The organism is Paraburkholderia sp. GAS41 (genome assembly GCF_050436545.1).
Lineage (GTDB): Bacteria > Pseudomonadota > Gammaproteobacteria > Burkholderiales > Burkholderiaceae > Paraburkholderia.
Map to the genome: position 1 here is coordinate 60,017 of NZ_JBNDMK010000006.1, position 21,058 is coordinate 81,074.

The following is a 21,058-nucleotide window of genomic DNA, read 5'->3' on the forward strand; positions in this document are numbered from 1 at the left end:
CCTATGACAGCTAGCGCAACTTCCGCCCCGGCCTCGCACTCGAGGCGCATCGTGCAACTGGACGGTCTGCGCGCGATCGCTGTGCTTTCGGTGTTCTCGCAGCATGCGTTAGCTTCGCCGCTGTGGATGGGCGTCGATCTGTTCTTTGTACTGAGCGGTTTTCTGATCACCGGCATCCTGCTCGAGCGCAAGACACGTCGGCAGTCGTATTTCGGCTACTTCTACGGGCGGCGCGCGCGCCGGATCTTGCCGCCGTATCTGTTGCTGATGACGGTGTCGTCGCTGCTGTTCGGCTTCGGCTGGGCACGGCACTGGGAGTGGTACGCGTTCTTCGCCACCAATATCGGCGATGCGCTCGGACAGAGCGGCCATGACAGCCTGAATGTGCTGTGGTCGCTGGCGGTCGAAGAGCAGTTCTATATTTTCTGGCCTTTCGTCGTCCTGCTCGTTTCCGAGCGCAGGCTGGCTGTCGTCGCCGTGGCATTGATGATCGCGGCGCCGCTCTTGCGCGCCGTCGCGACGCCATGGTTCGACACCTTCTGGCCGATCTATTACCTCACGCCCTTCCGCATGGACCTGCTGGCCGCCGGCGCCCTGCTCGCGGTCATCGTACGCCGCAAGCCCGACGCCCTCAAACCTTGCCGCGTACCGGCCGGCTTCGTTGCGCTGGCCTGTCTGGCGGCATTGGCCTGGCTGCATCTGAGCTACCCGAATTTCCGCGCGGCCAATACGCCGCTGTCCAACGCAGGGCTTTACAGCTTGTCCACGCTGTTGTGTACCTCGATCGTGATCGTCGCGCTCGAATCGAACGGCATCGTCAAGCGCGTGTTGTGCAACCGCGTGCTGGTCTATATCGGCACGATCAGCTACTCGGTCTATCTGATTCACCAGACCGTCATCTACGTCCTGTGGCCGCTGCACTTCAACGAATACGTAGCGGCTGCACTTGCCCTCGCGATCACCCTCGGGTATGCCACGCTCACGTGGTACGGGTTCGAGCGCTTCCTGATCCATGGTTCGATCCGGCCCACAGCGCGCAGTACCACACCGTCCGCCGTCACGGTCGAATAGGCACGCACGCCGGGCCTCACGCCTGAATATGGGTGTGTACGGGCCCGCACACACCGCTGCGACGGTGCGGGAGCATCATCAGGATCGACTCTCCGTGCCGCCCTCCAAGGACATGCAATGAAGACACGCCACCTCGTCATGCCGCCCGGCGCCTTTCGTCTGGCGCTGGCCTGTACGGTTTTCGGCGGGCATCTCCTGCCGGTTTCCTTAGGAGCGGCTGCCGTCGACCTGTTTTTCGCACTGAGCGGCTACTGGATCTACCGGATGTGGCATGCGGAATATGCGTCGCTTGAACGCGCCTATGTGACGTTTCTCGTCTCACGGATCTGGCGGCTCCTGCCGGTCTTCTACGCGACCGTGGCGCTGGCCGCGTTGTGCATCTATCCGCTGGGCATTCTCGCGTTCCCGTTGCCCACCGACTGGTCGTGGGCCTCGATCAATTTCTATGTGTCGCATCTGGTTCTGCTCGGCTATGCGCAGTTGCTGGGCGGGCCGAACGTGCTGATTCCGACTGTCTGGTCGCTCGATCTTGAGCTGCAGTTTTACCTCGTGGCGCCCCTGGTGATCTGGCTGCTCGATCGCACCACGCATCGTTCGAACGGGCGCTTCGCGCTGTATCTGCTCGCGGCCGCCGGACTCGCCTATCTGTTCGGCAGTCTGGAAGACTGGCCCGCCAAAGCCACCTTGCCGCTTTATTTCGGCTTTTTTCTGGCCGGCATGCTGACGGCGCGGCATGCGTGGCATCCGACCCGCATGCAGGCCCACGCGAGTCTCGGCTGTGCAGCGCTCCTGCTGTTTGGCTGCATCGCTCTACCGCATGCACGCGAACTGTTTCTGTGGGGCAGTTTCACCGGACCGCTAACACGTTACACATTGCAGGCAAACGGCCTCGTCGCGTTACTGATGATCCCGTATGCCATGGCGACTGTCCGGCAGCCAGGCACGCGCCGCGACCGCGCACTGGGCAATCTTTCCTATGAGGTCTACCTGGTGCACGGCGCGGCGTTGACGATCTTTCTGCAGCACTTCGAGCATCTGTCGCGACTCGCGCGCATCCCCTGGATGATCCTCACGGTGCTGATCGTCGCGGTGGTCTGTGGGTTCATCTACCGGTATGTCGACGAGCCCAGCGAGCGCCTGAGACGCGCCTACGTCAAGGCGCAGCGGCAACGTGCCGCGAGCGCCACTTCCGGGGTTGCGGGTACCGGCAGAACAGTCGGTTAGGAATGCGGTCCTGCTCAGGAGTCCGCGGTCAAGTCCAGCGCGGGTTGTCTGTGCGCCGGCGCGACGGGCTGATTCCTGGCAACCGGCACAGAAGCCGTTTCGGAAGCGCGCGATATATAACCCGCAAGGCCTCCGCAGATCAATAGCGCAGCGCTGATGTCGACCATGCTCAAGGCACGAACCTCGTCGCCGTAACCAAACAGCAGGTACAGCGGAACATTGATCGCACAGACGAGCAGTGCGTGCTGTCGCGCGGCCGTCGGCAACGCGGACCAGCCAGCCCGCACGATGACGAAAACCAGAAACAGCAGCAAGATATTGAATCCCTTCGGCAGCAGGATGCCGTAGGTGGGCTCGCTGTGAAAGTAGTTACGCGGGTCGGCGAGGAAGCGCAGGTTGTCCCAGAGATGGAACTGCGCGAGGTCGCCGGGATTGCCGGCGTAGTGAAGTTTGGTCGCGAGGTTCACCGCCGCGGCCAGCACCATGCAAGTCCCGAGATAGGCAATTGTTCGCGATCTCGACACCCGCGCCGCGACGAACGGATACAACGCAATCAGGAAGAACAGGAAGGATTCCTTGTTGAGCGTGGCAACCAGTGTGAGCGGCAGCAACCAGAAGAGCCGCGCGCGGAGCGCGACCCAGACGGCGAGTGTCATGAACAACAGTTCGGGGAAGTCCCAGAAATTGCCGGCAGGCACCGCCAGCGCGAATGCAAGCGGCGCCAGGGTGGCCGCGACTTCGTTGCCGAGCAGTTGCAGGCATAACAACCGGAGTACCAGCATTGCCCCCAGCAAGGCGCTGAAGGTCATGGCGTACACCATGTAATAGCGCACGGCGTATTGCGGATTCGCCGCGTCGGGCGCCCGCACGAACGTATTGCTCAGCCAGTTGTGTTTCGGATACTCGTCCTGCAAATGAGCGAGAAACCGCTGTTTCACGGCTCGCGGGAGCGCCGCATCGAGCAGGTTGGCGCTGCCCGGCAGCAATTGACGATACACATAGGGACGATCCGCGGTGCCATCCAGCATCTGGGTCATCGCATCGCTATCTGACTCGTCGCGCAGCGCGTACTTTGCAAAGAAGCCGCAATACGACGCACTCGCGACCAGCAGATAAACGCACAGGAGTACGATCCCGCGCGTCGTGGCACGCGGCAATCCAGGCAAGGTCATGTCGATCTCCGTTCGGCAGGCAGGAATCCGCCTGAAAACATGCTAGGTGAAGGGGGGCCGGCGCATCGTTCGATGCCGAACACACATCCGCGCGGCAGGCTCCTGCAGCGTATCAACGGGTGGCGTCGCAATGGTCCGCACCATCCGTTCGAGGTAGGCGTCGACGGAAAAATATTGACCGACGTCGATCAACGCCTGATCGGCGATGCGCTGGGCGAGCTCCGGCGCGGCCTGCAATGTTTCGATGGCCTCGGCCAGCGCCTCGACCTTGCCCGGCGCCACCAGCCAGCCATTCTTGCGATGCCGCACGATTTCCGTCACGCCGCCTGCCGACGCGGCAATCACCGGACGGCCCGCGGCCATTCCCTCGATGATCACGCGGCCAAACGGTTCCGGCTCGGTCGAGGTATGCAGGATCACATCCACCGCCTTCATCCACGCCGGGATGTCGTCGCGAAAGCCTGCGAAGATCAGGCGCTCTTCGACGCCCAGACGCACCGCCTGCTGGCGCAGCGATTCCACATAGGCCTGTTCGCCGAAGAGCGCCGAGCCCACCAGCACCAGATGCAGATCAGGCAGCCGCGCGAGCGCCTCCAGCGCAATGTGCTGGCCCTTCCACGGGGCGAGCCGCCCGAACAGACCGGCTAGGTAGACATGCTCGGGCAAGCCCAGATGCCGGCGCAGCGCGCCGGTATCGCTGCCGTCTATCTGGCTGAATGCATCCAGATCCACGCCGTTGTGCACCACCGGCACGGATTCCGGCTTGCAGCCGGTGAGCGCCACCAGCGAGGCCGCCGAGGCGTGCGAGTTGGCCACCACATGATCGACCGCATAGCGCGTGAGCCATTTGACGATCCAGCGCTGCAACGGCCCGAAGTGCTCGCCCGACATGATGTCGTGCAGGTGCCAGATGATCCGCTTGCGGTGTAGCGGCTTGCCGAGGGCACCGAGTACCAGCGCTTTCTGCGTATTGAGAAACAGGAGGTCGAATGATTCGGCATGCCTGGCGATGGTCCTGACCTGCCGGACGATCGCTGGCAGCGCCATCAGCCAGCTTAGGCGCGTGGCCCGTTTTTTGATGCTGGAGATACGTTCGTCGCAGACGAGCCTCACGGGTACGTCAAACGATTCCAGTTTCGCGCGAAACGGTCCATCCGAGAGCAGCAGCACTTCGCGCCGCGCCGCCCATGTCGCCGCGAGTGGCAACAGGCAAACTTCCGCGCCGCCGAGTTGACCGCTCTGGTCGATAAACAGGACGCTCGGCGTCGCCAGTCCGTCCGGCAGACTGGGGTGCCGACCAATGAATACTGGCGCTGCAGTGTCGGACGCGATTGTCTTCGCGGCCGCAGATGCGGAGGTGTTCATTGCGGTCTGCCGGGCGGTAAGAAAATCTAAAGAGACATTATTCGCGCTATGCGACGTTGGCTATGTGCCCCTGCGCACTCAGCGCGACAAACATCTGCGATGGATCTCGATGGATGAACAAGCGTCCGGACTATTCCGGACTCCCTACCAATATAGCGATTTATACAAATTTGACAAACGCCCCACGAAATTCAAGCAATCGTTATGTATTTGTAATCTCAATGTCAGTTACCGTAAGTGCGTAGGAACACATTGATATACAAATCGTGCACCAATAATGCCGTGTCTTCTTCGTTTCCACTCAACCCAGGTTCGCGAACCCAGATGAAGTCAACCGCTCCAGCGAATGCATCGGCGATCGCTTCTCACGTGGCGCCCCACTATGCGTCTGGCTATACGTCGGAAGCCGGTGGCGCTGTGAGCATCCTGTTCGTCGATCAGAGCGGACAGCTCGGCGGCGCGGAATTCTCACTGTTGCCGCTGGCCGTCACCTGGGCCGCGCGCCGCGAAGTGCTGCTGCTCTCGGACGGTCCATTTCGCACGCGCCTCGAAGCGCTCGGTGTACCGGTGCGGCTGGCGTGCGAAACACGCGTTTCTGAAATCAGAAAAGAAACCGTGCAGGTGAACTGGCTGATGGCGCTACCCGGCATCGTGCGGCAGATTCGCAGCATTGCGAAGCATGCCGAATCATTCGACATCCTGTTCCTCAACACGCAGAAGGCGCTGGTACTCGGCGCCCTCGGCAAGCCGCTGCACCGCAAGCGGATCGTCTGGCATCTGCACGACATCATGTCGGGCGAGCATTTCGGGCCGTTGCAGCGCTGGATCGTCAAGTGGCTCACGCGTTTTGCGGTCGATCACGTGGTGGCCAATTCGCACGCCTCGGCGGCCTCGCTGGTGGCGCTCACAGGCTGTAAGCCGGAATCCGTGCCGGTGGTGCACAACGGCGTGGATCTGGATGAATTCAGTCACATGGGCGACCTCGATACCGGCGCGCTGCGCCGGCGTCTGGGCTTGCCCGAACATGTCTATCTGGCGGGTCTGTTCGGGCGGCTCGCCCCGTGGAAGGGCCAGCACATTGCGCTGGAAGCGCTCGCGCGACTGCCCGATCTGCATCTGGTGCTGGTGGGCTCGGCGCTCTTCGGCGAACAGGCCTATGTGGAATCGCTGCGCCAGCAGGCGGCGCGTCTGGGCGTCGAAGACCGTCTGACCTTCGCGGGCTTTCGCGACGACATGCCGGCGTGGATGAAGGCGGTAGATGTGATCCTGCATACCTCGACGGAACCGGAGCCGTTTGGCCGCGTGATCATCGAGGGAATGGCCGCGGGCCGTCCGGTGATTGCCGCCTCGGCGGGCGGCGTGACGGAAATCGTGCGGCATCGCAAGAATGGCTGGCTGGTGGCGCCGGGCAAGGTCGAGGCGCTGGCCGAGGCCATCGAAACATTGCAGGCCGCGCCGGAGCTCGCCCAGCGCATCGCCGATCAGGCGCTGATCGACGTGGGTCAATATTTCTCCGTCGAGGCTTACCTCGAGCAGATGAAGCGGACCATCGGCAAGGTCGTCGTCTGATCGCACCGGTTTCGCTGCGCAGACGCGGCTCCCGGTGATATGTGTGCACCAGCCAACGGTGGCGCTGTGAGAGGATGCCTAAGCTTAGGCATAATCCATCCCGCGGGAACGCGTCGCAAGCGGCATTGCGCGCGCGGTCGCGCATGGCAAGCATTCCCTTTACACACCCCGGCTCCCGGCGCAGATCATGTTCGCGATCCGCTCGGTGCCAGGCTTTGTTTTCAAGAGGATTTCGCTATGAACAGCCCAGCCGCGAGCCACGCTTCCCATCCTTCCGCCACGCCTGCCGCGAGTCTTACCGCCAGCCGTTCTCGCCTCGTCTTCTGGTACGCCATGTTCGCAGCGATCTCGATGGCCGCGAACCTGGGCAGCCAGAAGCTCGCTTACTTCGTGTACCAGGCCGCCTTTGCCGTGCCGCTTTCGGTCTGTATCGGCACGGGTGCCGGTCTCGTCGTCAAGTACCTGCTCGACAAGGCATGGATTTTTCGCTACGAGCATCGCAGCGTCGCCCATGTCGCCCGCACCTTCGCGCTCTATGTGTTGATGGGCCTCGGCACGACCCTCGTGTTCTGGGCCGTGGAGTTCGCAGCAAGCGCGCTTTTTCATACGGAGAACGCACGACTTGCCGGCGGTGCGTTAGGGCTTGTAATCGGCTATGTCACCAAGTACCAGCTCGACAAGCGTTTTGTGTTTGCTTAAACATGAAGTGCGCTGCCGCACAGAGGTTTTTCCAGGCCGCCGATAGCATTTGATCAGGCTCGGACCAGGCTGGTTCGTCCCGCCATTCACTGATACGGCTGCACGACTGCAGCGTTTCAGACTCTCGGTACCTCGGCGTGGAGATGGGTCATGGCAACCCCGGCAGTCAATTCGGTTCCGTTGTGCGTCGACCTCGATGGGACGCTCACACGCACCGATCTGCTTTTCGAAGCTTTCTTCGTACTCTTGAAGCAGAATCCGTTCGCCATCTTCCTGTGTGTGGGTTGGCTGCTGCGCGGACGCGCCTATCTGAAAGAACAGATTGCCCGCCGGGTGACGATCGACGTCGGCGTGCTGCCGTACAACACCGAGCTGCTCGCCTATCTGCGCGACGAACATTCAAGCGGCCGGCACCTCTATCTGTGCACTGCGACCAATCAGCGCCTCGCTACCCAGATCGCGGCTCACTTCGGCCTGTTTACCGGCGTACTGGCGAGCACCGAAGACCGCAATCTGCTTGGCCGCAACAAAGCGCAAGCGCTGGTCGACCAGTTTGGCGACGGCGGTTTCGACTATTGCGGCGACGCCATAGCCGACGTCCCGGTGTGGCGCCAGTCGCGCCGCGCCATTGTGGTCGGCGACAAGCACATTGCAGCGGCGGCGCGCAAAGTCAACGCAGCGATTATCTTCTTCGAGGAAAAGCGCCGCCTGCTGCCGCTGGTACTCAAGGAAATGCGCGTACATCAGTGGGTCAAGAACGTGCTCGTGTTCGTGCCGCTACTGACCGCGCATCGCTTCAACCTGGCTTCGATCGGCGCCGTTTGCCTGGCATTCCTGTCGTTCAGTCTGTGCGCGTCATCCGTATATCTTCTCAACGACATGCTCGATCTGGATGCCGACCGCCGCCACGCACGCAAACGCAACCGGCCGTTCGCCTCAGGCAAGCTGCCGCTGTCGTTCGGCGCAGTGCTGACCGTGTTGCTGCTCGCTGCTGCGGTGGGCATCGCGGTCTTGCTGCCGTGGCGTTTCGGCGCGGTGCTGGCGGCCTACTTCGCCGCGACGCTCGCCTACTCGTTCGCACTCAAACGCATGGCGCTGATCGACGTATTCGCCTTGGCCTGTCTGTACACGGTGCGAGTCATCGCGGGTGGCGAGGCCAATGGTATTGCGCTGTCGTACTGGTTGATCCTGTTCTGCGTGCCGATCTTTCTGAGCCTCGCGATGGTCAAGCGCTATGTCGAACTCGACGCCATCCTGCGTGACGGCAAAATGGAAGCGGCCGGTCGTGGCTATATCACGCAGGATCTGTCGATTCTTCGTTCATTCGGCACGTCTTCGGCCTATCTCGCCGTGCTGGTGCTGGCGCTCTATCTGAACTCGCCGGAACTCAAGCAGTTGTACCGCCATCCGCCGGCACTGTGGGCCGTGTTTGCGCTGACGCTCTACTGGGTGAGCCGGATCTGGATGTTCGCGTTTCGCGGCAAGATGCACGACGATCCGATCGTGTTTGCCTTCAAGGATCGTGTCAGTGCCGCTGTGATCGGATTGTGCGGCGTGTGTATGCTGCTCGCCATCTGAGCGAGCTCTGGCAATATCCGCTGCCCCTTGTGTGTGCCCGCCGCCAACTCCGGCGGGCAGAACGACGCAACATAACGCAACCCACCATCCTGCATCATCGCGCCTGAGATAGTAAGCAGTCCGGTAGATCAGACGCACATCAAGATTTCGCTATTTCCACTGCGCCAACCGAGTCCATTTCTCCGTTCCGCCCAACGCTTCGCTCTATTCCAGATCGCCACGGCAAACGAAAAACCGCGCCAGCCAACAGCGCGGTCCTTCAATCCATAACGAATCCAAAAAGCAACGGCAAATTCAAGCCTGAACTACGGTTGCGCGTTCGGATACATCAAAGAAACACACTGACGTCCGCGTGAAAACGCGCAGCGAGTGCCTTGGCGACGTTCTTGCTGATCGCCCGGCGTCCAGCCAGAATATCGCTGACGACGGTCGGCGATGCGATACCCGCCAGGTCTTTTTGCTTGAGGCCGTGCGTCTCCAGCAGATGGCGCAGTACCTCGCGCGGCTCCACCTTGGGAATGTCCACATTGCGGGTTTCCCAGGCCTCGATCAACGTGGTCAGCACGCCATGCAAATCATCCAGCGCGCTCTCCGTGTCACCGTTCAGATGCGTGGCAAGCTCCCTTGAGAGCTGCAGCATCGTCTGGTAGTCCCTCTCGTTGCGAATGGGCCTGATGAGTGCTTTCTGCTGCAAGGCAGTCCAGGCTTCGATGATGTCGGGGAATTGTCCCGAAAGGCGATCGGCGTTCATGTGCTTCGATTTTCCTGTTCGAAAGTCTTATTGATTGATGTATTGCGATACAGGACAAAGCGCCACAGTCCGTCAAGGTCGATTGCCTCGACAGACCGTGTTCGATTGCCACGCATCGCCTTCCCCTCTCACTACGGCGACGCAAACTCAACCCACCTGCACACGTTCGACAAACTGCACTCATGCGACCCGATGTCAGCGGGATACTGCGTCGCCAGGCCACGCAAGATCCGCCTGCACGCGTTCCACACGCTGCCTCGGCCCCGCCGCCGCAGCAATGGTCCGGGTCACCTCGATCATGAAGGCGTGCCGGAACGTCGCCGCGGAAAACCGCTCGGCATTCGCGCGGCACGCTGCCGGCGTAATCTCCAGCTTTTGCCGTTCGAAGATATCGATGGCATCGAGAATCGCCGGGACCGATTGACGCGCAAAATACACGCCGGTCGGGCGCGCTTCACCGAGCGGCACGACCGTTTCAAGCGCACCGCCCTTCCCGTAAGCAATCACGGGCGTACCGCACGCCTGGGCTTCGATCGCCACAATGCCGAAGTCCTCCTCGGCCGCAAAGACAAAGGCCTTCGCCCTCTGCATATAATCCTTTAGTACAGCGAAAGCCTGGTAACCCAAAATTTTCACATTAGGCCCAGCCTTGCTGCGAATCGCCGCCATTTCCGGACCATCGCCGATCACGACCAGGTTGCGATGCGGCGTGGCGGTAAACGCTTCGACGATCAGGTCGATACGCTTGTACGGCACGAGACGCGATGCCGTCAGGTAGAAATCGTCCTTCTGCGTACACAGATCGAACTTGTGCACGTCCACGGGTGGCGGAATCACCGCGGCGTCGCGCCGATACGTCTTCATCACGCGACGCGCGACGAATTGCGAGTTGGCAATCAGCCTGTCTACACCGTTCGCGGAGCGCGAATCCCAGCCGCGCAGATAGTGCAGCAGCGCACGTGCGGCCCATGAACGCGGGCCGCGCGTCAACCGGGCTTCACGTAGATATTGATGCTGCAGGTCCCAGGCGTAGCGCATGGGCGAGTGCACGTAGCTCACGTGGGTTTGATCCGGACCGACCAGCACGCCTTTGGCGACCGCGTATGAACTCGTGATGACGAGGTCGTAGCTGGACAGGTCGAGCTGCTCGATGGCCAGCGGCATCAGCGGCAGATAGGCGCGATAGCGGCTGCGCGCGAACGGCAGATGCTGGATGAACGAGGTGGTCACGGGCTTACCGCACACCGGGGCACGGTCTTCGAGAAAGTCGACGAGGCTGAACAGGTCGGCATCCGGAAAGCACTGAATGATCTGCTCCAGCACTTTCTCGGCGCCGCCCGGTGCGACGAGCCAGTCGTGCACGATCGCCACTTTCATAATGTCGACACCTGTAGAAGACGGCCCACGGCCATGAAAAGCAGTGTACGGGCAGCCTTTCCTGGCGTGCGTGCGCACGCCCACATTCCGCACGCGAGAATCGCTAAAGCATGCATGCGCGCCGCTGCGCGCGCGAAGTGAAACGCGGCAGACGTCAGACGTTAGGCGTCACGACAGCATTAAACGGCAGGCGCAAGCGAGATGGTGGAGCTTGATGCGATGGCGCGGTGGCGTACACCGCAAAAAACGGAAAGCGTGTGCCGGGACGAAACGCCATGCCCCGGCAACGCGTTGATGACGAGGTTGGCGCACGACGGTCGACGCCGCGCGATACTCTCAATACCAGCGTTTAATCCTGCGTGTACCGGATCGTCTCGACGCCAGTGTCGGTGCCGAGCAGACACAGATTGGCTCCGCGCCCTGCGAACAGACCCACGGTCACGACACCGGGCCACGCGTTGATCTGCGCTTCGAGCGCGCGCGGATCGGCGATCTTCAGACCTTTGACGTCGATGATCTCGTTACCGTTGTCCGTGATAAACGGCGCTCCGTCCTTCGTGACGCGTACGACTGGCACGCCGCCGAGCGCGGTCACGCGCCGGCCGATTGCGGTGCGCGCCATCGGCACCACTTCGAGCGGCAGCGGAAACCGGCCAAGCACGTCGACGCGCTTGCTGGCATCCGCGATGCAAACGAATACGTCGGCGACCGACGCCACGATCTTCTCGCGCGTCAGTGCGCCGCCGCCGCCCTTGATCATCGCGCCGCTGTGATCGATCTCGTCCGCGCCGTCGACATACACCGTCAACGATTCGATTTCATTCAGATCGAACACCTTGAAGCCGTGCGATTGCAGGCGCGAAGTGGTGGCGAGCGAGCTGGATACCGCGCCGCGATAACGATGCTTCGTCGCGGCCAACGCGTCGATGAAGCAGTTGGCGGTGGAGCCGGTGCCGACACCGATCACCGCGCCTTCGGGCACATTCGTGTTCACGTAGTCGGCGGCCGCCTGGCCGACCAGTTGCTTGAGTTCGTCTTGAGTCATGGAAAGTTGCTGAGAGGCAGAAAAAACGGAAGTTTAGCGGACTAGCATGCGCCGTCCTGCGGTATCCGGCAAGCGGCGCAGCAAAAGCCCGCTGCGCACGCGCCGGCGGGCCGGAAAGTGCTGGAAAGGGCCAGGATCGTCTGCGACGCGCCCCGCCGTAACGGCCCGCTGCGGCCCGCCAGCGCCGCAGCGCGTGCGGCTAATAACGTCAGGCTTTGACCTTCACCGACCGCTGCCGCACCGCTTCGTACAGGCAAACGCCGCTCGCCACCGACACGTTCAGGCTCTCCACGCTGCCGGCCATCGGAATCTTCATGACGATATCGCAGGTGTCGCGCGTGAGCCGGCGCATGCCCTCGCCTTCCGCGCCCATCACGAGCGCGACCGGACCGTCCAGTTTGGTCTCGTAGACGCTCGCGGTGGCTTCGTCGGCGGTCCCGACCACCCAGACGCCCGCATCCTTCAGCTCGCGCAGCGCGCGCGCCAGATTCGTGACCGTGATGTACGGCACCGTGTCGGCCGCGCCGCTTGCCACTTTCGCGGCCGTGGCGTTCAGGCCGACCGCGCGGTCGCGCGGCGCGATCACGGCATGCGCGCCGGCCGCATCCGCGACCCGCAGACAGGCACCGAGGTTATGCGGATCGGTCACGCCGTCGAGCACCAGAATCAGGGCCGGGCCGTTGATGCCATCCAGCAGCTCCGCGAGGTTCTGCGCCAGCGGCAGGTCGCCCGCGCGCGCGACGACGCCCTGGTGCCGCTCGGTGTGCGCGAGGCCCCACAGCCGCGTTTCGTCGGCTGCGATCAGACGCACGCCCGCGTCCTTCGCCGCATGCAGAAACTCCGTCATGCGGCGGTCTTTGCGCGTCGCGTCGTAATACACCTCTTCGACCGTTGCAGCATCGTGGCGCAGACGTGCGGTCACTGCGTGGAAACCGTATAGAACCTTAAGACGTGACATGACTGAAACAACCTTTGATTGAGCGCTCCGCGACGCGGCTACGCTACTGGGATAAATACAAACCAAATGCAGACCGCGCGCAACCGGCACATGGACATGTCCCCGTTGCGCGCGGTGAACCCGCTGCAGTATGACGTGGCAGGCAGCCGCGATGACTTGCGGCTGCCGTGCGAACTCAGCGTTTCTTGCGTGGCTGTGCCTTCGACGAAGACGTGGATTTGGCCGACGCACCGTGCTTTTTGGCCGCGCCGCGCGCCGCGCGAGCTTCCTTGACGGCGAGCGTCGGTGCCGGTGCGGCCTTCTTGCGACGCGCACCCGCTGCGCCACCTTCCGCCGCGGACAGCGCACGCACCCGCGCACCGCCGCCATCGGCTACCGCCTTCTCGGCGAGCGGCGCACGCGAGCCCGGCGACTTGATGGGCGTATCGCGCACCAGCCGGAAATCGATCTTGCGAGCGTCCAGATCGACGCGGCTCACCTGCACGCGCACGCGGTCCGACAGACGGTAACGGATACCCGTGCGTTCGCCGCGCAACTCGTTCTTGATCTCGTCGTACTGGAAGTAATCGGAGCCGAGTTCGGTCACGTGCACGAGGCCTTCAATAAAGAGCGCGTCGAGTTGCACGAAGATCCCGAACGAGGTCACGCCGCTCACCATGCCGCCGTACTCTTCACCGAGCTTGTCGCGCATGAAATAGCACTTGAGCCACGCTTCGACATCGCGCGAGGCTTCGTCCGCGCGGCGCTCGTTAGCCGAACAGTGCAGACCGAGTTCCTCCCAGATCGCCACGTTGTTCGAACGCGTGCGGCCGCGCTTTTCGTCGTCGGCCTGCTGCATGGCGCGCGCACGCGGCGCCAGCGCGGTATTGAGGTCGACGCCATGCGGCGCTTCCGGCGTGTACTTGCGACCCTGCAGGACCGCGTAGATTGCGCGGTGGGTCAGCAGGTCGGGATAGCGGCGAATCGGGCTCGTAAAGTGCGCATACGCTTCGTACGCGAGACCGAAGTGACCGATATTGTCCGGGCTGTAGACCGCCTGCTGCATCGAGCGCAGCAACATGGTCTGCAGCATCTGGGCGTCGGGCCGGTCGCGGATGTGCGCCATCAACGCGGCGTAGTCGCTCGCGTGCGGCGAGTCGCCGCCGCCGAGCGTCAAACCCATGCCGCGCAGGAAGGTGCGCAGGTTCTCGAGTTTTTCCGCGGTCGGACCCGCATGCACGCGGTACAGACCCGGATGCTTGTTGCGCTTCATGAAGTCGGCCGCGCAGACGTTAGCGGCCAGCATGCATTCTTCAATCAGTTTGTGCGCGTCGTTGCGGGTGCGCGGGATAATCTGTTCGATCTTGCCCTGCGCATTGCAGACGATGTAGGTCTCGGTCGTGTCGAAATCGATCGCGCCGCGTTTCTGGCGGGCCGCGAACAGCGACTTGTAGACGCCGTACAGATTCTGCAGATGCGGCAGCAAGGCCGCGCGACGGGTGGCTTCCGGACCCTTGGTGTTCTTGAGCACCGCCGCGACTTCGGTATAGGTCAGTCGCGCCGACGAGTGCATCACGCCCGGATAGAACTGGTACGCCTTGATCTCGCCGCGTGCGGTGATCACCATGTCGCACACCAGCACGCAACGGTCCACGTGCGGATTGAGTGAACACAGACCGTTCGACAGCTTTTCCGGCAGCATGGGAATCACGCGCCGCGGAAAGTACACCGAGGTGCTGCGCTCGATCGCATCGACGTCGAGCCCGCTCTTCGGATGCACGTAGTGCGAGACGTCGGCGATCGCCACGATCAGGCGGAAGCCCTCGCCCTTGCCCACCGTCACCGGTTCGCAGTACACGGCATCGTCGAAGTCGCGGGCGTCTTCGCCGTCGATCGTGACGAGCGGCACATCGCGCAGATCGATGCGATGACGGATGTCCACCGGACGCACTTCGTCCGGCAGTTTGGCGGCGTCGTCGAGCGCAGCCTGGCTGAACTCGTGCGGCACACCGTACTTGCGCACGGCGATTTCGATTTCCATGCCGGGGTCGTCGATATCGCCCAGCACTTCGACCACACGCCCAAGCGGCTGCGAGTGGCGACTCGGGAAATCCGTCAGTTCGACCACCACCACCTGGCCGACCTTGGCCTTCTTGGTGTTCTGCGTGATCAGAATGTCGTGGCCAATGCGCTTGTCTTCCGGCGCGACGATCAGCGCGCCGTTCTCGTTGAGCAGACGCCCGATCACGCGTTTGTTGGCGCGGTCGGTCACCTCGACAATATGGCCCTCGGGCCGGCCGCGCCGGTCATAACCGACGATCCGCGCGAGCACGCGGTCGTTGTGCATGACCTTCTGCATCTCGCCGGTGGGCAGGAACAGGTCGTCCTGGCCGTCGTCGCGCACGAGAAATCCGAAGCCGTCGCGGTGGCCCTGCACGCGGCCGCCGACGAAATTGGACGGATGTGTCAGCTGGTAAAGGTTGCGTTGATCGAGGCGGATCTGACCGTCGCGCTCCATCGCACCCAGACGCTTGAAAAACCCTTCGCGCTCCTGGCGCTTGATCGACAAGGCTTCGGCGATGTCGTTCGCAGCAAGCGGCGCCTCACTCGTGCGTAGGACGCCGAGGATTTCTTCGCGGCTCGGAATCGGGTAGGGATATTTGCTCAAGGGCTTGTCGATGATTTTTTCTCGTTGCATGGACGTCGGTCGGCGTAATGAGGCGGCTCTGTTGCACCTGCGATTGACTGCTCGGGTCTAACTCGTTCAAGGCTAAGTCCGACGGGCTTGTGCACCGTGCCAACGAACTACTGCGAGGCATTCTAACACCCGTATTGCGCGCTACGCGCCGCGTCAATAGGCGCTCAGGGCCACAATCGGCGCGTGCTTCACCGCTTTCTCGAAATACTTGACAGGGTCGAATCCGCCGCTATAATGGCGGTCTCTGTTCTACAGACACCTGCCCAGGTGGCGAAATTGGTAGACGCACTAGGTTCAGGTCCTAGCGGTGGCAACACTGTGGAGGTTCGAGTCCTCTCTTGGGCACCAGATTCAAAAGCAAAGCCGCTTCCGAGCGGCTTTGCTTTTTGTGTGAAGCATTACTGTCGTTTGAACGCGTTTCAAATGCGCAGCGGTGATTTGGCAGGACGGGAAGTCAGTGTCGAATGCGATTCGATGTCTGAATATCCGAACGGTAGGTGAAGCGATTGTTGAAGTGCCCATTGACAAGCCCTTTCATCCCGTTAAAATAGCGGTCTAGTTTGAAAACGTGCCCAGGTGGCGGAATTGGTAGACGCACTAGGTTCAGGTCCTAGCGGTGGCAACACCGTGGAGGTTCGAGTCCTCTCCTGGGCACCATCAGTTGTTCCGGCGTAAGCCGAAGAAGTCCGAGAAACCCCGTAAGATCAACGTCTTACGGGGTTTTTTGTCTCTACAGATCCCTTGCGTTCCACTGACATCGACGATTTTTGCGTATACTGTTGCGTATACCGGATTCAGGGGCAAACCCATGCCCAGACGCGTCAAACCGAAGTCAGAGTTAGTGTTCCGTGCCGCCAAAGCGGGCGCCCGTTCCTACCTTCTCGCGGATGGAAACGGACTCGCGCTGAGGGTCCAACCGAACGGCACCAAAACCTGGCTGTTCCGCTATCGACGACCGAGCACGGGCAGGGAAAACTTCCACAGCCTCGGCCCCTACCCCGATATCACGCTCACTGATGCACGACGGTCGGCCACTACCGCACGCAATCTCGTACGCGAAGGCATCGATCCGGTTGCATATCGCCAGGCCGAGTCCATCGCCCGCAAACGCATGGCCGAAGGCGCCTTCCATCTCGTGGCCCAGCGCTGGCTCGACTTCAAACGCAAGGAATGGGCGGACGAAACCTACCGGAAGGCAGAGTTTGTCGTGCGCGAATACCTGACTCCCGCACTTCGCAACAAGCCCATTTCGACGCTTGCCACGCCGGAGGTCAAGCCCGTACTCGAAGCGATTGCCTCTCATGCGCCTAACCTCGCGACCAAGGCACGGCAGTATGTCGGTGGCATCGTGACGTACGCGGTCCAGAACGGACTGCGCGAAGATGGCGCGGCCTTGACACTGCGCGGCGTTGTTCCTCGCCACAGGAAAGGCCATATACCAGCGATCACCAAGCCTGCGGACATAGCGCCGCTCGTTCTTGCTATCGATGCCTACAAGTCGCCCATTACCCGCGCCGCCCTCAAGCTCACCATGCTGACCGGCCTTCGCCCCGGCGTGGTTGCAGCGGTGCCGTGGACCGAGGTGAACCTCGAGACAGCTGAATGGCATGTTGCAGCCGAGCGGATGAAAATGCGGCACGATCACATCGTGCCATTGCCAAAACAGGCGATCGCGGTCCTGAAAGAGTTGCAGTCACTTACCGGCAAGGGGCACTACGTCTTTCCGTCCCCTGCCCGCCAGAAGACTCCTCATTTGCATCGAGACGCATTGAGCAAAGCACTACGGGAGATGGGATTTCAAGGAAAACACGCGACGCACGGTTTCCGGGGCATGCTTCGCACGGTCGGACGAGAACGACTCGGTATGGATATCGATGTACTGGAAGCGCAACTGGCACATGCCAAGCGTGGCGATGTGCAAAAGGCCTACGATAGAACAACGTTCGACGATGACCGTCGCAGGGTCATGCAGGAGTGGGCCGACTATATTGATCGGCTAAGTACGTCAACGACGGTCGCAGGATCAAGCAGGCGGCCCTGAGCACCATACCCACTCGATTGTCAATCGGTGACGGGAATCCTTGTGCAGACGGGGCTTCCGCTCAGTCAGACGGCAGCGATACCGTCCGAGATACCGAAAAATTAAATCGGCAGTTGCTGGTTTTGAACAGACTGCACCGGAGCATTCAATGTGCGCTTTCGCTAAACCACCACGAAATTGGACATCCGAATACGGCTTCTGCGGAGATACCGTCATCGATACCGTCAGCCACATTCCAACACGATCCTGGCAAAGCTTGAAGAAGCCACGACCCTAACTGCGCTCGCGCCTTCGATCAGAAAGCATACAACGCGTGCCGCAACCGCAGTGGGCGAAGCGTAGTGAACGCTCGACAGAAAAACGCTATGCGACCGCGCCGCGAAGCCGTCCCAACCATCAGCCGGCGCGATTGACTGCGTGTCAGGCCGCGGTTGTGCACGCACCCACGGCACACTGCGCCTATCGCCCTGTCGAAAATTTAAAGGCAGGTAACGGAGCGTTCCAGTCTTCCGCGCCAGCCTCTTAGAGACAGCAGTTCGGCCAGAGCCGTCATTGGGATGGGCTGGGCTCTACGTCAGCAATGCGGCAGATTGCCGACGTTGGCGGCATCGAACCACCCGACAGCAGTTTCCTGTATCAGTACGACGGCTTGTTGGGCTCGCAATCGGGGTTAAGACTACCCACCCGACGACTCACCTCATGACTCGCCTCTTCGTGCTTCAAGCTCGAAAAGGAACACCATTCAGCGATCAAGGTTTTCGAATGAAAAAAATTTTCCTTGTCGAAGATGACCCCACCGTTGCACAGTTGCTTCACGATTTCCTTTCGGGGCATGGGCATAACATGATTTTTTGCGAACGAAGCGTCGAAGCGAGCCTGGAGACGGCGAAAGAGGGCTTTGATCGACGTTGGCATCGTCGCGACAAGCGTTAAGGGTTTGTCCATTGCGACGGTCCTGAAGCAGTGCGGCATTCCATTTATTCTGATCGGCGGATCGGCTGCGTCCATGCCGAATCTGTACTTTCGGCGCGTTCCGATGCTATCGAAGCCATTTTCCTTGAGTTTTTAGCTGCTGAACTCCAACGGCTGGGGAGCCCGTAACTGAACTTCTGCATATCGACCAAAATTCTCGAGCCTGGAGCGCCAAATCGTAGAGGCGACATCAAAACTGAGCCCGCGTGTGGCTGCTTTCAGCGGCCGAACTGCCTTTCGAATGTCCCCGTAGCGCAGAAGCGAACGCCTCTTTCTGGTCGGCAGTATGCGTTTACCCAAGCCGCTGGAAAGCTGCCGTAGTCTGAACCCATTTCGCCCAGCGCGTTTGTCAGCACAGCCGTGCCGGTAGCTACAGCTTCGCATTGAGCGTCTACCCTCAATCCAGCCGAGAATAATTCCGGAACCGTTCACCAACGTATCGCGTGTCCGGCGAACAGTCGTGACGGAAGTAACCTTGAACGTTACCGTACCGAATCGCTTCCAGAAATCAGTGATCATTGCGACAGGTGGTTCTAGGGAGACTGCGGTCCGCATGCCGTTGCCCCGCCAAACGCAAAACGCAAAACCACGCCGCTATATTCTGAGGACACCCACTACATTGCTGCGATGTTCAATGCCTGGCGTTGACGACGGATTCAAATCACCGCAGTACGGAATGTCGAGTGTCAATCCCGTAGAGCTCACGCTGCAACTCTTCTTACAACCGGACGACGCACATGGTCACGCATCTGTTTCATAAATTCAGTGAGGACGAACAAGCCGACGCCGAGTCAATTTTCGCCAGCCATGGCTTCGACCTCATCGATTTCGATATCCGGGACGAAGATCAGTATCCGGCAGGAGATAGTACGAGCCCGATTCGCCGACAAGTCATGGTTACCCGGCGGAGCACCGATAAGTCCGTTGTCTATGCCGCGGGCCAAGGCACCGCATGGCACGCCGATTTCGAGCGCGATCTGGCGGCCGGAGTGTTCGGCGTAAGCTCGGTTTAGTTTGGCGCCGCGCCATGCATGTGTTTTCCAAAGCGTTGACACCCAGGAGCGCTCTTCGATGAATGCGCTAGTACGCGATCCGGTGAAACAACCGCCACGGCCGAAACTGCTCGAGGTGATGGGTCCCGGCCTCATTACGGGCGCCTCCGACGACGACCCGAGCGGCATCGCCACCTATTCGCAGGTCGGCGCCCAGTTCGGCTATGGACTCGCCTGGACTTTGCTCTTCAGCTATCCACTGATGGCGGCCATTCAGGAAATCAGCGCGCGCATTGGACGTGTAACCGGATATGGCATCGCTGGCAATCTGCGCCGCCACTATCCGCGCTGGCTTTCCACCAGTGTCGTCGCTCTGCTGATGATCGCGAACGCCATCAATCTCGGTGCGGATCTCGGCGCAATGGGTGCGGCGCTCAAGCTTCTGATTTCGGGTCCCGCGTTGCTCTATGTCTGCCTCTTCGGCTTGCTTTCGATCGCACTGGAGGTTTTCACACGCTATGCGCGCTACGTCTCCATTCTGAAATGGCTCTGCCTGTCGCTATTCAGCTATGTGATCTGCGCGTTCGTCGTGAAGGTGCCATGGCGTGAAGTGGGCTGGGCGACCATCTGGCCACCGCTATCGGCGAGCCCCGACTATCTCGTCGCGATCGTCGCGGTGATGGGCACGACCATCAGCCCCTACCTTTTCTTCTGGCAGGCTGAACAGGAAGTCGAGGACCAGCGCGAGCGGCCCGGCGCACATCCGCTGACCCACGCGCCATGGGAAGCGAAGTCGGAGTTCACGCGGATTCGTATCGACACTTACCTGGGCATGGCGTTATCGAACGTCATTGCGTTCTTTATCGTCGTGACAACGGCGGCAACACTGCACGCCCACGGGATAACCGACATCCAGACATCCGGCCAGGCGGCCGAAGCGCTTCGGGCGGTGGCTGGCCCCTTCACATTTGTGATCTTTGCAGCCGGGATTATCGGCACCGGTCTGCTGACCGTTCCCGTACTTGCGGGCTCGGCCGCTTACGCGGTGGGCGAACTACTATCGTGGCGTGTCGGCCTCGCGCGCCTTCCGCTCCGGGCAAAAGCTTTTTACGGCGTGATCGCGGCGGCGACGCTAATCGGCGTCGCGCTGAACTTCACCCATATCGATCCCGTCAAGGCACTGTACTGGAGTGCCGTGCTAAACGGTGTGGTTGCCGTCCCAGTGATGATGGTGATGATGCATCTGTCCATGCGTACCGGCATCATGAGCGGTTTCACCTTACCCATGCCGCTGCGCGTCCTTGGTTGGCTTGCAACCACGACGATGGCAATAACCGTCGTCGCTATGGCCGTCGCGGTGTTTGCGTAAGATATTTGGCTACCCAGGCGCAGCTTTCGATAGCGCTGCCCTATAATGTGATAAGGGTTGCCCCCAATCGCCTAATCTAAGGTCGTGCCGCAGAGGCACAACAGCACGTTCAGCCAGTTTCACGTCGAACCTCAGTTGAAGTCTGGCCTCAATAGGCGATTTCGTGGCGTATTCGTTCAGGAACGATGCCGCTTTCCA

Annotated in this window: 16 protein-coding genes and 2 tRNA genes; 11 read left to right on the forward strand and 7 right to left on the reverse strand. The window is 61.1% G+C overall.

Features of this window, described 5'->3' with window-relative positions; translation table 11 throughout:
* The first annotated feature begins 3 nt into the window (after positions 1 to 3).
* Together P3T43_RS11085 and P3T43_RS11090 are read left to right on the forward strand one after the other, a co-directional pair.
* Positions 4 to 1,071, forward strand: a complete 1,068-nt coding sequence (locus P3T43_RS11085) for an acyltransferase family protein (RefSeq protein WP_429281087.1) — start codon at positions 4 to 6, stop codon at positions 1,069 to 1,071.
* Between the two features lie 117 nt (positions 1,072 to 1,188).
* Positions 1,189 to 2,295 (forward strand): acyltransferase family protein, encoded by a 1,107-nt coding sequence (locus tag P3T43_RS11090; protein WP_429281088.1) that lies wholly within the window; start codon positions 1,189 to 1,191, stop codon positions 2,293 to 2,295.
* Between the two features lie 14 nt (positions 2,296 to 2,309).
* Here P3T43_RS11090 and P3T43_RS11095 read toward each other — a convergent pair whose 3' ends face one another.
* Together P3T43_RS11095 and P3T43_RS11100 are read right to left on the reverse strand one after the other, a co-directional pair.
* Positions 2,310 to 3,467, reverse strand: coding sequence for a hypothetical protein (locus P3T43_RS11095; protein ID WP_429281089.1), 1,158 nt, complete (start codon positions 3,465 to 3,467; stop codon positions 2,310 to 2,312).
* Between the two features lie 42 nt (positions 3,468 to 3,509).
* Positions 3,510 to 4,832: a glycosyltransferase family 4 protein gene (locus P3T43_RS11100; RefSeq protein WP_429281090.1), complete on the reverse strand. Its 1,323-nt coding sequence runs from the start codon at positions 4,830 to 4,832 to the stop codon at positions 3,510 to 3,512.
* 324 nt (positions 4,833 to 5,156) lie between these two features.
* On the opposite strand from P3T43_RS11100, the gene P3T43_RS11105 reads away from it, so the two are divergent.
* From P3T43_RS11105 to P3T43_RS11115, 3 genes are all read left to right on the forward strand, one after another.
* Entirely contained in the window at positions 5,157 to 6,401 is a 1,245-nt protein-coding gene (locus P3T43_RS11105) for a glycosyltransferase family 4 protein (protein WP_429281091.1), read from the forward strand.
* Positions 6,402 to 6,638: 237 nt separating this feature from the next.
* The gene (locus tag P3T43_RS11110; RefSeq protein ID WP_429281092.1) at positions 6,639 to 7,100 is read left to right on the forward strand and encodes a GtrA family protein; all 462 of its coding nucleotides are present in this window, start codon (positions 6,639 to 6,641) and stop codon (positions 7,098 to 7,100) included.
* Between the two features lie 150 nt (positions 7,101 to 7,250).
* Positions 7,251 to 8,678, forward strand: coding sequence for a UbiA family prenyltransferase (locus P3T43_RS11115; protein WP_429281093.1), 1,428 nt, complete (start codon positions 7,251 to 7,253; stop codon positions 8,676 to 8,678).
* A gap of 328 nt (positions 8,679 to 9,006) precedes the next feature.
* Here the strand turns inward: P3T43_RS11115 and P3T43_RS11120 are convergent, their stop codons facing one another.
* From P3T43_RS11120 to rnr, 5 genes are all read right to left on the reverse strand, one after another.
* Positions 9,007 to 9,429 carry a helix-turn-helix domain-containing protein gene (locus P3T43_RS11120; protein ID WP_429281094.1) on the reverse strand — a complete coding sequence of 141 codons (423 nt, stop codon included), beginning with the start codon at positions 9,427 to 9,429 and terminating at the stop codon, positions 9,007 to 9,009.
* Positions 9,430 to 9,624: 195 nt separating this feature from the next.
* On the reverse strand, positions 9,625 to 10,806 hold the full coding sequence (locus P3T43_RS11125; RefSeq protein WP_429281095.1) for a glycosyltransferase family 4 protein: 1,182 nt from the start codon (positions 10,804 to 10,806) through the stop codon (positions 9,625 to 9,627).
* Positions 10,807 to 11,155: 349 nt separating this feature from the next.
* Positions 11,156 to 11,851, reverse strand: coding sequence for a ribose-5-phosphate isomerase RpiA (gene rpiA, locus P3T43_RS11130; protein ID WP_429281096.1), 696 nt, complete (start codon positions 11,849 to 11,851; stop codon positions 11,156 to 11,158).
* Positions 11,852 to 12,059: 208 nt separating this feature from the next.
* The gene (gene rlmB, locus P3T43_RS11135) at positions 12,060 to 12,809 is read right to left on the reverse strand and encodes a 23S rRNA (guanosine(2251)-2'-O)-methyltransferase RlmB (protein WP_429281097.1); all 750 of its coding nucleotides are present in this window, start codon (positions 12,807 to 12,809) and stop codon (positions 12,060 to 12,062) included.
* Between the two features lie 175 nt (positions 12,810 to 12,984).
* Complete coding sequence (gene rnr, locus P3T43_RS11140; RefSeq protein ID WP_429281098.1) at positions 12,985 to 15,486, reverse strand: ribonuclease R; 2,502 nt, start codon at positions 15,484 to 15,486, stop codon at positions 12,985 to 12,987.
* A gap of 261 nt (positions 15,487 to 15,747) precedes the next feature.
* Here rnr and P3T43_RS11145 point away from each other — a divergent pair.
* The 6 genes from P3T43_RS11145 (at position 15,748) to P3T43_RS11170 (ending at position 20,860) form a co-directional block, all read left to right on the forward strand.
* Positions 15,748 to 15,834: transfer RNA gene (locus tag P3T43_RS11145), tRNA-Leu, on the forward strand.
* Positions 15,835 to 16,056: 222 nt separating this feature from the next.
* Positions 16,057 to 16,143, forward strand: a tRNA-Leu gene (locus P3T43_RS11150).
* A 151-nt stretch (positions 16,144 to 16,294) separates the two neighbouring features.
* Positions 16,295 to 17,527, forward strand: coding sequence for a tyrosine-type recombinase/integrase (locus tag P3T43_RS11155; RefSeq protein ID WP_429281099.1), 1,233 nt, complete (start codon positions 16,295 to 16,297; stop codon positions 17,525 to 17,527).
* A 699-nt stretch (positions 17,528 to 18,226) separates the two neighbouring features.
* Entirely contained in the window at positions 18,227 to 18,460 is a 234-nt protein-coding gene (locus P3T43_RS11160; protein WP_429281100.1) for a hypothetical protein, read from the forward strand.
* Between the two features lie 776 nt (positions 18,461 to 19,236).
* A complete protein-coding gene (locus P3T43_RS11165) occupies positions 19,237 to 19,512 on the forward strand; it encodes a hypothetical protein (RefSeq protein WP_429281101.1) in 276 nt (91 codons plus the stop codon).
* A gap of 58 nt (positions 19,513 to 19,570) precedes the next feature.
* The gene (locus P3T43_RS11170; protein ID WP_429281102.1) at positions 19,571 to 20,860 is read left to right on the forward strand and encodes an NRAMP family divalent metal transporter; all 1,290 of its coding nucleotides are present in this window, start codon (positions 19,571 to 19,573) and stop codon (positions 20,858 to 20,860) included.
* Positions 20,861 to 21,058 lie beyond the last annotated feature (198 nt).